Source organism: Sphingobacterium multivorum, assembly GCF_900457465.1.
In the GTDB taxonomy this organism is placed as follows: domain Bacteria; phylum Bacteroidota; class Bacteroidia; order Sphingobacteriales; family Sphingobacteriaceae; genus Sphingobacterium; species Sphingobacterium multivorum.
Map to the genome: position 1 here is coordinate 195,889 of NZ_UAUU01000009.1, position 12,053 is coordinate 207,941.

10 protein-coding genes are annotated in these 12,053 nt (G+C 39.4%); 8 read left to right on the plus strand and 2 right to left on the minus strand.

Features of this window, described 5'->3' with window-relative positions:
- Positions 1 to 5: 5 nt before the first annotated feature.
- Positions 6 to 473 (plus strand): thioredoxin family protein, encoded by a 468-nt coding sequence (locus DTA23_RS12510; RefSeq protein WP_112374939.1) that lies wholly within the window; start codon positions 6 to 8, stop codon positions 471 to 473.
- A 75-nt stretch (positions 474 to 548) separates the two neighbouring features.
- Positions 549 to 1,196: an FKBP-type peptidyl-prolyl cis-trans isomerase gene (locus tag DTA23_RS12515; protein ID WP_112374940.1), complete on the plus strand. Its 648-nt coding sequence runs from the start codon at positions 549 to 551 to the stop codon at positions 1,194 to 1,196.
- A 120-nt stretch (positions 1,197 to 1,316) separates the two neighbouring features.
- Here DTA23_RS12515 and DTA23_RS12520 read toward each other — a convergent pair whose 3' ends face one another.
- Positions 1,317 to 2,384, minus strand: a complete 1,068-nt coding sequence (locus DTA23_RS12520) for an IS110 family RNA-guided transposase (RefSeq protein ID WP_112374335.1) — start codon at positions 2,382 to 2,384, stop codon at positions 1,317 to 1,319.
- Between the two features lie 499 nt (positions 2,385 to 2,883).
- Here DTA23_RS12520 and DTA23_RS12525 point away from each other — a divergent pair, with 499 nt between their 5' ends.
- The 3 genes from DTA23_RS12525 (at position 2,884) to DTA23_RS12535 (ending at position 6,802) form a co-directional block, all read left to right on the plus strand.
- A complete protein-coding gene (locus tag DTA23_RS12525; RefSeq protein WP_112374941.1) occupies positions 2,884 to 3,477 on the plus strand; it encodes an FKBP-type peptidyl-prolyl cis-trans isomerase in 594 nt (197 codons plus the stop codon).
- Between the two features lie 823 nt (positions 3,478 to 4,300).
- Positions 4,301 to 5,944 carry an NAD+ synthase gene (locus tag DTA23_RS12530; protein WP_112374942.1) on the plus strand — a complete coding sequence of 548 codons (1,644 nt, stop codon included), beginning with the start codon at positions 4,301 to 4,303 and terminating at the stop codon, positions 5,942 to 5,944.
- Positions 5,945 to 6,229: 285 nt separating this feature from the next.
- Positions 6,230 to 6,802: a DUF4136 domain-containing protein gene (locus DTA23_RS12535; RefSeq protein ID WP_112374943.1), complete on the plus strand. Its 573-nt coding sequence runs from the start codon at positions 6,230 to 6,232 to the stop codon at positions 6,800 to 6,802.
- A gap of 107 nt (positions 6,803 to 6,909) precedes the next feature.
- On the opposite strand, the gene DTA23_RS12540 is transcribed toward DTA23_RS12535, so the two are convergent.
- Positions 6,910 to 7,917, minus strand: coding sequence for a GntR family transcriptional regulator (locus DTA23_RS12540; protein ID WP_112374944.1), 1,008 nt, complete (start codon positions 7,915 to 7,917; stop codon positions 6,910 to 6,912).
- 270 nt (positions 7,918 to 8,187) lie between these two features.
- On the opposite strand from DTA23_RS12540, the gene rbsK reads away from it, so the two are divergent.
- Genes rbsK through DTA23_RS12555 form a run of 3 tightly spaced genes read left to right on the plus strand, consistent with a single transcriptional unit; the run spans position 8,188 to position 12,037 of the window.
- The gene (gene rbsK / locus DTA23_RS12545; RefSeq protein WP_112374945.1) at positions 8,188 to 9,099 is read left to right on the plus strand and encodes a ribokinase; all 912 of its coding nucleotides are present in this window, start codon (positions 8,188 to 8,190) and stop codon (positions 9,097 to 9,099) included.
- Positions 9,100 to 9,134: 35 nt separating this feature from the next.
- On the plus strand, positions 9,135 to 10,994 hold the full coding sequence (locus DTA23_RS12550; RefSeq protein ID WP_112374946.1) for a beta-L-arabinofuranosidase domain-containing protein: 1,860 nt from the start codon (positions 9,135 to 9,137) through the stop codon (positions 10,992 to 10,994).
- Positions 10,995 to 11,035: 41 nt separating this feature from the next.
- The gene (locus tag DTA23_RS12555; RefSeq protein WP_112375435.1) at positions 11,036 to 12,037 is read left to right on the plus strand and encodes a GRP family sugar transporter; all 1,002 of its coding nucleotides are present in this window, start codon (positions 11,036 to 11,038) and stop codon (positions 12,035 to 12,037) included.
- Positions 12,038 to 12,053: the final 16 nt, after the last annotated feature.

Below are 12,053 nucleotides of genomic sequence, written 5' to 3' on the forward strand. Positions count from 1 at the left end.
GGGATATGAAGCATTTCCAAAAAATATATGTGCTCTTAATCCTATTCTTTTATCCGCTCTGTTCTCAAGGACAGGAGCGGATAAATTGGATTGATTTTGCACAACTGGATTCACTCCTGAATGTTTCTCCGCGCGAAACGCTCCTCTTTATTCATACGGATTGGTGTAGCTATTGCCGGAAAATGGAACAGGAAATCTTTACAAAAAAGGAGATTGTCCAATTAATCAACAAGCGCTACTACGCCGTTCATTTAGATGCAGAATCTATCGATGAGATTGCTTTTGATCGAAGCATATGGAAGCCCTTAAAGAAAAGAAAAAAAACAGGACAATTCCATCCTTTAGCTTTGCAATTGCTACAAGGGAGAAAAATGATTTTCCCAACTCTCCTACGTTTTGACAGTGAATTTCGGCTAAAAAACATACAACAAAAATACTTGAACTCAAAGGAGTTAGCTATTTTTTTAGAATAATTTAACATTTACGTGTAGCGAACTCCATTATTCCTGCGTTTTGGATTTTATAATTAATACACACTTTAAGAAATTATGAAAAATATCACGAAATTATTAATGGCGTTTTTGTGTCTTGGGGTTCTTTTTACAGCTTGTAATAAAGATAATTTTGATTGGGATGCTTATTACAAAGAGCAAATAGAGAAACAACGTGTTCAAGATTCGATCAATAAAAAAAGAATTGATGAACAATTCCCCCTGATTAAAAAATATGTTGCAGATAACCAACTTCAAAATGTACAATACATTGATTCATTGGGATTAGCATATCAAGTTTTAGCTGCAGGAGATGAGAGTTCTTACACTTACTCATTCAGTGGAAATGGCGGAATTATTGCCCCTAATGTGACCGTAAAATATGTTGGAAAACTTGTTCCAAGTGGAACTGTCTTTCAGCAAACAGAGGAGGGAAAAACAGCTTCTTTCAACCTTTCCAAAGTAATTCCAGCTTGGCAAATTGCCTTTTTACCAAAATCAATTACTTTTAATGGTAAAGAAGAAAATACAGGAGGCATTACAACAAACGGGCTAAAAAAAGGATCAAAAATTAGATTTATTACACCCTCTCCATGGGCATATGGTGATAATGACCAAAAAGACTCTTCAACAGGAAATGTTACTATTCCTGCAAAATCTCCTTTAGATTTTACGATTGAGGTTATTGACATCAAAAATCAATAATAATTGTCTTGTTTCATAAAAACAGCTAACAATTCTGTATTATATCTACTAAAAATACAGTAGACAAAAAAGGTACTGTTATAAATTCCAAATATTTAGACAAAAAAGTATTTTTGTATTCTAAAGAAGTTCAGCTACTGAACTATCTTGCGTAGTCTCGGTTTTCGGATCGAGACTACCTCTTTGGTAGTTTTCAATAAATTCAGTATCGTTTTTCCAAAGCGTATAAATCAACACTAAGAGTTTCCGCTGTATTGCCACCTGTCCAATCATTTTCGATGCCTTATTGTTTTTATTGATTCTGATATAAGTTTCTTTTAATGCTTCATTGTACCTACAGGCCACCATCGCTGGGAAATAAAGTGCATTTCTGATATATCTGTTTCCTTTCTTGGAGATCCTAGTCTTGCCTTTAATCGAGGTGCCAGATTCTCTTTGCACTACATCATAGCCTGAATAGCTAACCAATTGTTTTGAACTATGAAACTGCTCAAAACCCATTGTTTCAGCTAATATCGTTGCTACCGTAATCAATCCTACACCTTTTATCGTCAAAACCTTTCTGACATGCTCCTTCAGTACATCTTCCTTTTCGATAGCTTTCTTAATTTCTTTCAGGCATCTTTCGATTTCCTTATCTATCTCAGTAATGAGTTTTTTGTTGCTCTTGGTAATAAATACTTGGATATCATGTGCGCAGTCCTTGCTGTGACTAATATTGCCAAGTGTTGTCTTTTGTTCCTGAAGCTGAACATAGTAACGAGTTAGATTCCTGAGCTGCAAGAGTGTGCTTGGTGGTGGGGACCACAACTTATGAACTCTCTCAATACCAAACTGACTTAGAATTCGCGCATCAACTGCATCTGTTTTTGTTTTCACATTAAGACTAGAGAAATAGTGTTTTGAGGTGTTGGGAAGCACAACATGAACCCTTTTTTTGATTTTGTATAGATGGTGGGCCAGGTTCTCATAATAAACGCCTGTGGCTTCCATGAGAAATACTAGCTCCGAATCTGATACAATCAGACCTTTCACCCAACGTAATAATTGATTGAAGCCTTTACTATCATTACCAAAGTCCAGGACCTTTGAGAACGTTAATTTGCCATCTTCCGCCTGTTGACATAAACAAGCTGTAAAGGTTGATTTTGAGATATCTATCCCAATGCATTGCTTTCTAATAGCCATAATTAAGAATTTAAATCATATTGACTCAATTCTCCTTCGTCTATCCTTTTGTTTTATTCAAGCTCGCTTCGCGGCCTTAAGTACTGTTCAGACTCCTGAGAATAAAATCGTGTGGGCGAAACCTTTTTTACGGTATAACTCAAAGTTTACCTAGCCACTTCTGGCCTCACACGAACAGCCAATATATTTTGCATAACAACAATATAATGACCTTTTTAAAATTCTCAGTAAAAATAAAAGCCATTTTCCTAGTGAAAATGGCTTTTTTGTAGGCACTCACCAAAAGTAGCCAATGTGCCAGCATAGTCAACATGCTGATCTGCGTAATTATGTCGGTTCAATACCAAACAGCTAATTCCACGTCCAGAAGTGTAAATTACTGTATCAAAATGTTAATTCTTACAGTGAAAACTTTTAACGAAGAAAAAATAATATACATTTGCAAAGCTACTTTCATAAAGAAAATAGCTTTTCCTTGAAAAACCAATAAAAAAATACAATGAAAAAACTGTTATCACCACTATTCATGGGAATTGCAGCAATCGCTTTTCTTATTGTAAGCTGTAACAAAAGTGACGATGCGCCTGTTTATGATGCGAATGCACAATTTAAAACGGATTCTGTAACACTTAAAAATTACGTTAGCCAAAATTACCCTGCTGCACAATACAATAGCGAAACAGGAATTTGGTATGAAATTCTTGCCGAAGGAACCGGAAATTATGAATATAAAGTGGTTGACACATTAAATGGTAAATACTTAAAATTTAAACCGACTGTAAAATATGTTGGAAAATTATTGAGTGGAAGTGTATTTGATCAAACTGATACTGCCAAAGAATTTGAAATCATCACAAACACAGGGTATCAATATCCATTTTATAGCACCATTATTCCTACTTGGACCTTTGCTTTTGCTCCGCAAAAAATCGGTGACATGAAATTGGGCGGCTTAACGGAAAAAGGTCTACAAAAAGGCAGTAAAATTCACATCATGGCACCTTCCCTTTATGGATACCAAAACCAGGCTGTGGGAACTATTCCGGCAAACTCACCATTGGATTTTGTCATTGAAGTTACAGATATCAAATAATTATCGCCCCTTCTGAAACAATAAAGCATAAAAGCTCCTAAAATGATCTCATTTTAGGAGCTTTTTCGTTCCATAGGGGTATTCAACAATAGACTCGTGCAACCGTTTCTACTGAGTCACCTATCTCAAGCGGTAAATTTAACGTTATTGGAAGAGCTGTTCTGAAAAAACACCCAAAGGCTTAAAATTAGATTTGAAAAGGCATGAAATTTATCTTCAAAAAAATAAAAGCTCGAAGTGGGGAACTCCGAGCTTTACCTAACCAATTATTAACCTAAATTATGAAAAGTTCTTTATATATTATTTTTAATATCTTTCTTCTTTATATATTATTTTTAATATCTTTCGTTTCTTTTGATATATCAAAGGTACTACAGATCTGCTTTCATGTCAAGAAATTTAACAGCATTTAACGTTGTTAAAATTATGTTAAAACAATTTAGCACTCCTTGTGCCTTAAAAGGGAGTCTACTAACCTTTCGACTTTCCCTAACAAAAATCTTCAGCCAAAGGGCTGTATAACCAATCGGTGCTCATTTGCAATTTTCCATACTGCTTCTTGTAAATAGCATATAAAAAAGTTATTCCTAACGTCGATTTGCTCCCAACTTGTAAAAAGCGTGCATCTACAATGACAGCAGTTTAAAAGGTGGACCCAACGTGGACTCACTGTGCATGCACTCCGCTTGCGAGCCGAAAGTGGCAATAAAATCTTAGCGCTTTTATTCGCATAAGGACGGACAGAGTATCAAAAAAAAGAAATAAATTTGTGAGAAGATCCAACATCAATTGGTATCCTATTTAGTTAGACGATTAATAGCATATGAAAATAGCTTTAGCACAATTGAATTACCATATCGGTAATTTTGAAGCAAATACTAAAAAAATAATTAACGCGATCCAACAGGCCAAAGAAGCAACGGCCGATCTTATTATTTTTGCCGAACTTGCAATTGGTGGTTACCCTGCCAAGGATCTTTTGCGAAGTAAGGCCTTTAAACGTCAATGCGATGAAGCTATTCATCAAATCGCAGCCCATTGTCAGGATATCGCCTGTATCATTGGGGCACCAGTCAAAAACAGTGATCCTGAGGGTAAAGAGCTTTATAATACTGCTGTATTTATTGAGCATGGGGCAGTCCGAAACATTGTTAAAAAAGGCCTTTTGCCCGATTATGATGTATTTGATGAATATCGTTATTTTGAACCCAGCAGACGTTTTGATTGTATCGAGTTGAACGGCGTAAAAATCGCCTTAACCATATGTGAAGATTTGTGGGATGATGACGAAGGGGGCAATTCTTACGTTGGAGACCCCATGGCAGAGTTGAGAAAAGAAAATCCAGACCTCCTCATCAACATTGCGGCATCCCCTTTTTCCTATACCCATTTTGATGAACGGATCAAGGTACTCAGCCAACAGCTAAAAAAATCTGGCAGACCGCTCATTTATGTCAATCAAATTGGTGCTCACATGGATATTATCTTTGACGGCCGTTCAATCGCCCTGAATAATGAAGGAACAAAAATTGCTGAGCTAAAAAGCTTTGAAGAAGATCTTCAATTTGTCACCTACCATCAACAAAATATAACCTCCACCACAGCATCTTCGAAAGAGTCTATAGCTGAGATGGCTCTTATACATGATGCATTGATCCTTGGGCTACGTGATTATTTTCAAAAATCTGGTTTCAAGAAGGCGGTTTTAGGTTTGTCCGGTGGGCTAGATTCGGCCTTAGTTGCTGCTTTGGCCTGCGAGGCTCTGGGTGCCGATAATGTATTAGCCATACTGATGCCATCGGTCTACTCTTCCGACCATTCGATAAAAGATGCGATGGATCTCGTCAACAATACCGGTTGCAAACATTATATCGTTCCGATCAAAGATATTGCCAATGCCTTCGAACATAGTTTAGCTCCTCTTTTTGAAGGGCTGCAGCCAGATACGACTGAAGAGAATATTCAAGCGCGCGCACGTGCGGTAATTCTGATGGCCGCTTCCAATAAATTCGGCAATATTTTACTCAATACATCCAACAAAAGTGAGGCTGCTGTAGGATATGGTACACTCTATGGTGATATGGCAGGTTCCATCTCTGTAATCGGTGATGTTTACAAATCCAAAGCCTATGATTTAGCGCGCTATATCAATCGAGAAAGGGAGATCATTCCAGTCAATACCATTGAAAAAGCGCCTTCTGCGGAACTTCGGCCAGATCAAAAAGATTTGGACTCGCTGCCGGAATACGATCTATTGGATCAAATCCTCTTTGAACTCATCGAAAATGAGAAAGCAGGATCTGAGGTTGTAGCAATGGGCTTTGAAAAATCGTTAGTAGAAAGGGTATGTAAATTGGTTAATAATGCGGAATTCAAGCGTTTTCAAGCTCCGCCTATCCTGCGTGTTAGTCCAAAAGCTTTTGGTCCAGGAAGGCAGATTCCGTTGGTGGCAAAATATCCTTATTAATTTTACAATTCGGATTAAACCATATTTATAGTTTTTTGTCTAAAGTAATAGATTGTAAAATCAAAAAGGATGGCAGCATCCCGGACGATTAAAAAACAATTGCCATGAAGACCGTCAACTGTACTATTTTTTACAATTGAAAGGTATGCGGATAAAGAATAAGAACAAATTAGTTAAATAAATATAAGTTCCATATAGGCCATGAACCATCATGAGTGTGGTTGTCCAATGCAGCAACAGAATACTCATGGTAGATTCATCACAGTTGATAAATAAATTACTACGATGAAAAAGATTCTATTATTTTTGGTGCTTTGCGTTGCACTCGCATCATGTTCGTCTTATCAATACAATACCACTCGGGTAGAAAAGATGGATTTTACTCCTTTCAAGACGTATGCTTGGTTACCTCCGGTAGACTCGCTTTCGAAGTCTTATTTTGACAACGATATCGCCAAAGCTAATATCCTGGATGCCGCGAATACTGCGCTGGAGGCAAAGGGCCTACAATATTCTAAAGATAATCCTGATTTACTATTTCGGTATATTACCATTGTCAACAATAAAAGCCGTTTGATCTATGGCGGCGGCGGTTATTACGGATGGGGTGGCCCCTGGGGTTGGTACCGTCCATGGTTTTCACCATATTACTATGGTGGCGGTTATTACCCAGTTGCAAAAGAACGCTATCGTTATGGTCATTTGATTATCGAAGCCATCGATCGTAAAACAAACGCAGTGATCTGGCAGGCACGTGGTTCTGGCGATGTTGACAATCCAGAAAAAGCAATTAATAACATCAGCAAGGTTGCAAAAGGTGTTATTGATCTATTTCCTGTGAAGACCTTAAAGAAATAAAAATCAACTAGCTGCTTCTTTGATTATTGCATCATAATACGAAAAGAGCTAGGAAATATTTATCAAAAAAACAGGCTAATCAGCACGATTAGTCTGTTTTTTTTGGTCTATACAGAAGGCCTAAGTTTTAAATAGAATGGGACTTCAACACGTTCCTTTGATTTACTTCTGATCAATTCGGCAGCCAATCGCCCCATCATTTCAAAATCGGTCGATATCGTCGTAATACCATTCAATATAAATTTTTTCAATGGTGTTTCATTATAGGATATAACCCCAACATCCATCCCGATGACCAATTTTTTCTGTATAATCTTATTCAATAACTTGACAAGATCATCTTCAATAATATTGATGTAGCAAGTCTCCTTTACAACTTTTTCACGATGGAGGTCGGCGACCAATTCGTGATCAAAAGCATATTGCTGACAGAATTTATAAAATCCTTTAATAATAGCTTTTGGAAAATCGCTATGATCTGGAAACACCAATTTGAGCATCTGATATTTACTTAATGACTCGTTAGCCTCCTCCAGGGCACTATAAATATCCTGCTCATAATTTTCATAAACAGCAGGAAATTCGCCCGGTACATCCTCAATAAAGCGACCCAATAACATGAGTTTTTCTGCAGGAATTTTTCGGATGATATCCGGAGCTTTATCCCGTCCTTCTTTGAAATGTGGAAATAGCACGTAATGATCATACGTCTTGGTCAAACTTCCAAGCAACGTATTCAGATAGGAAAGATCCGAGTTATAAACAAATAAATCCAAATTGGCATAGTCACCCAGCTCACGCGCAAAGGAGTCATAGACAATTTTTTTATGTGTGCTGAGCTTATTTAAAAAGAGCGCGATCTTTACCTTGGACTGTACATCTATTTTATTGATATAATATCCTTTGCCCGGGTTAGATGCAATAATTTCCTGTTTTTTTAGATAACGGTATGCTTTCTCCACCGTGTCGCGTGAAATATCGAGATAACCGCTCAGCTCGTTAATCGAAGGCAACATATCATCTTTCGATAAAATTTCATTTTTAACGGCATCAACAATCGTATTTGCTAACTGGAGATACTTGGGCGTAGCAGAAAAGTCACTTATTTCAAGTATTTTTTAAAAATTGAGCTATTGCATTGGTCATATTCATAGCTTGAACATCTACATGATAAATACGCTAAAAACTTTATAAGTTACAACTGGTCTTATCCCCTCTCGGAGAATATATACTAAGATACTTTATATAAATCAAAAAATAGGAAAGATGTTGCGTTAACTATCCTGCCCTTACCTGTACGAAAAAAATAGCCGTTATAATTAACTGAAATACGAAATCTGTACTTTTGGTTATCAATTAAGTAACAGCGTATAAACCTAATTATTATGAGCAGCGCAAATATTGTCGTTTTAGGCAGTTCAAACACGGATATGGTGGTCAAAGCAGCACATCTCCCTGCACCCGGAGAAACTATTTTAGGTGGTCAATTTTTCATGGTCCCCGGTGGCAAGGGAGCCAATCAGGCGGTTGCGGCGGCGCGGTCCCGTAGCGCAGTCGCTTTTATCGCTAAAGTCGGCACAGATATCTTCGGTCAACAGGCTATTGCGCATTACCAGCAAGAAGGCATTCTGGTTGACATGATCTTCCGGGATGAAGAAAATCCTTCTGGCATAGCCCTCATCTCCGTGGATGCGAAAGGTGAAAATTGCATCCTCGTCGCACCAGGAGCCAATGCGACACTTACACCCAAGGAACTTCAATCGGTTAAGAATACAATCATCTCTGGCAATGTACTGCTTATGCAGCTTGAAATTCCAATAGAAACCATCGAACAGGCCATTGACATTGCCGTGCAGCATGATACCAAAATTATACTCAACACAGCTCCTGCACAGGCCCTGACAGATCAACTACTCCAACAAGTCGATATCCTCATACTTAATACATCCGAAACACAATTTTATACCGGCATGACGATTGAAAACTGGGAAGAGGCCGCCCTAGCGGCAGACTACCTGTATCAAAAGTGCCCGGGTATAATCATCATAACCCTAGGCGCTAAAGGTTCACTGCTCAAGGAAAAGGATAACTATATTCAGATTCCAGCGGAAGAAGTCAATGCAGTGGACAGTACCGGAGCAGGAGATACGTTCTGTGGCGTCCTTGCCGCCTGTGTTGCCAAGGAAATGCCGATCGTCGATGCAGTCAAACTAGCTTCCAAAGCTGCAGCAATCTCTGTTACCCGCATGGGAGCGCAGACGTCCATTCCTTTTTGGCAAGAATACAGCATCTTATAACCTGAAAATCAATTATTAACCTCATTTACATAATCATGTCTCTTCGTCTTATTTTAGCAGCTACAGCATTGCTGCTGTTTACCTCGATTCAGCATTCCAAAGCACAGCTGATTACCGCAGCGGCCAATCCAAAAGTCGACTATGTTGTGCCCTCTCGCTACGACCTTGAAATCCCTCAAATAGATCTGCTCAGCGGCTATTTGGGTAATCGCTATCAGCTTAATCTCGAAAAAAGACTGCTTCAGGTAGATGAAGAAGGTTTATTAGCCGGTTTTGAAAACCGTCCAGGAAAACAACGATGGATCGGTGAGCATATTGGAAAATATCTTGAGGCCGCAGCAAACACCTGGCTTGTCACCAAAGATCCTCGATTGAAACAACAGATGGATCGCATGTTTCATCGCCTGGTCGAAACACAGGATACAGATGGATATCTGGGCACTTACCTAGCTGAAAACCGTTGGACCTCCTGGGATGTCTGGGTGCATAAATATGATCTCTTTGGATTGCTTGCTTACTATGGCGCCGTTGGAGATACCAAGGCATTGAAAGCAGCTGTACAAATTGGCGACCTCATTTGCAGCACTTTCGGCGATACCCCCGGAAAAAAAAATATTCTGAAATCAGGATCGCATGTCGGCATGGCCGCAACTTCCGTCATTGACCCGATGCTAGATCTATACCGATGGACTGGCGACAAAAAATACCTTGAATTTTGCCGTTACATCATTCGCGCATATGACTTTGAAGGTGGTCCAGCTATTGTTAACTCCATTTTAAAGCATAAACGCGTCGATAAAGTAGCTAATGCCAAAGCCTATGAGATGCTTTCAAATATCGTCGGACTGGTCAAGATGTACCGTCTGACTGGGGATAGTCAATTACTTCAGGTCATCAATTACACCTTCGATGATATCAGCGCCAACAGATTATTTGCAACAGGTACATCCAGTGATCATGAGCGATTTCAGGACAACCATTACCTCCTAGCCGACACCTCGGCCCACATGGGGGAAGGCTGTGTCACCACGACTTGGCTTCAATTCAATACACAGCTTTTTTCAATTACTGGCGATCTAAAATATTATAATGAAATTGAAAAAACGATCTACAACCACCTACTCGGTGCCGAAAATCCGCAGACTGGCTGTGTAAGTTACTATACGCCTCTTATTGGCGAAAAACCCTACCGCTGTAATATCACCTGCTGCCTGAGCAGCGTTCCACGAGGAATAGCACTTATTCCCTACTTGAATTTTGGTATGCTCAACAATATCCCGACATTATTGCTATATGAACCGGCACAGATCAAAGAGAATATCAAGACTTCATCCCAAAAGACTATACCGTTGGAACTTACCCTAACAAGTGAATTTCCAAGAAAGGGAACCGCGACTGTACAAGTTCATATTCCAGGCTCAGCACAATTTCCACTTCAATTGCGCGTTCCGGAATGGGCTAAAAACTATACCGCAACAGTCAATGGCAAAAGCTATAAATCTGGTCCCGATCATTTTCTAAAAATCGAGCGCCAATGGAAAGACAAGGATAAAATCGTCGTTTCTTTTGATATAGAAACAGAAATTATCAATGGTGGGAAAACTTATCCCAATAGCTTTACATTAAAAAGGGGACCGCAGATCTTTGCCCTGGATCAATCACTGAATCCGCAGCTCCAGCTGGATAAAACAAAATTTGTTTATCCGCTTCAAGACAATATCAAACTGACCGATGCACAGGACAAGCTACCGAAAGGCTGGGTTGGAACATTGGCTTATGCCACCGAGATCAAAACCGCCGACAATGGGCAGCAGTCGCTGGTATTTGTGCCTTATGCCGATGCCAGTCAAACTGGAGGTTTTTCGACACTCTGGGTTCCTGCTATAAGTCGATAATGGTACCCTTTCTCAAATATCAACAGACTCAACAAGAAGACATGTTTATTGTAACAAGCTATACCCAATCCATCATCTTCTGCATCATTACGATGATCTGCTGGGGTTCTTGGGCAAATACCCAAAAACTAGCCAACAAAAGCTGGCGCTATGAACTTTTCTACTGGGATTATGTGCTCGGCATTTTTCTCCTTTCTTTACTGTTTGCCTTTACACTAGGCAGTCATGGCGAGCTCGGCAGACCGTTTGTCGCCGACCTGCAACAAGCAGAGGGCAGCAATATTTGCAATGCCTTACTTGGTGGGATTATATTCAATGCTGCCAATATCCTACTTTCATCGGCGATCTCCCTGGCAGGTATGGCTGTTGCATTTCCGGTTGGTATCGGTACGGCATTGATTTTAGGAGTCCTTATCAACTATATTGCAGCAATGCAAGGTAATCCATCCCTCCTATTTGCTGGAGTAGCCTGTATCGCGGTAGCCATTGTTATCAATGCTTTTGCCTATAAAAGAATGATGAAAAATCAGCAGAAACTTTCCTCGAAAGGAATTTTTCTTAGCGTGCTCGCAGGGCTGTTGATGTCGTTATTTTATCGATTTATAGCATCCGCCATGGACCTGAATAATTTTGAGTCGCCAGCAATCGGAAAAATGACGCCCTATACGGCAGTATTTATCTTTTCATGCGGTATCTTATTGAGCAATTTTATTTTCAACACCTTACTCATGAAAAGGCCACTAGCGGGACCACCTCTTCGTTATAGCGATTATTTTAAAGGTAATTTCAGTGTACACCTTGTCGGTATTCTCGGCGGTATCATTTGGGGAATAGGCAATTCCCTTAATCTAATTGCTGCGGGTAAAGCCGGGCCAGCAATATCCTATGGATTAGGTCAGGGTGCAACTTTGGTTGCGGCCTTATGGGGTGTGTTTATCTGGCGCGAATTCAAAGGCGCCAGCAAACAGACCATGCTGTGGCTCGGATTTATGTTTTGCTTATTTATTCTCGGATTGCTGCTGCTCATTGAAGCAGGGAAATAATCCATTTAGATTCATC

Excerpts from the sequence above, each read along its gene's own strand:
- DTA23_RS12510 (WP_112374939.1), top strand. The coding sequence starts at position 6 with ATGAAGCATTTCCAAAAAATATATGTGCTCTTAATCCTATTCTTTTAT.
- DTA23_RS12515 (WP_112374940.1), top strand. The coding sequence starts at position 549 with ATGAAAAATATCACGAAATTATTAATGGCGTTTTTGTGTCTTGGGGTT.
- DTA23_RS12520 (WP_112374335.1), bottom strand. The coding sequence starts at position 2,384 with ATGGCTATTAGAAAGCAATGCATTGGGATAGATATCTCAAAATCAACC.
- DTA23_RS12525 (WP_112374941.1), top strand. The coding sequence starts at position 2,884 with ATGAAAAAACTGTTATCACCACTATTCATGGGAATTGCAGCAATCGCT.
- DTA23_RS12530 (WP_112374942.1), top strand. The coding sequence starts at position 4,301 with ATGAAAATAGCTTTAGCACAATTGAATTACCATATCGGTAATTTTGAA.
- DTA23_RS12535 (WP_112374943.1), top strand. The coding sequence starts at position 6,230 with ATGAAAAAGATTCTATTATTTTTGGTGCTTTGCGTTGCACTCGCATCA.
- rbsK (WP_112374945.1), top strand. The coding sequence starts at position 8,188 with ATGAGCAGCGCAAATATTGTCGTTTTAGGCAGTTCAAACACGGATATG.
- DTA23_RS12550 (WP_112374946.1), top strand. The coding sequence starts at position 9,135 with ATGTCTCTTCGTCTTATTTTAGCAGCTACAGCATTGCTGCTGTTTACC.
- DTA23_RS12555 (WP_112375435.1), top strand. The coding sequence starts at position 11,036 with ATGTTTATTGTAACAAGCTATACCCAATCCATCATCTTCTGCATCATT.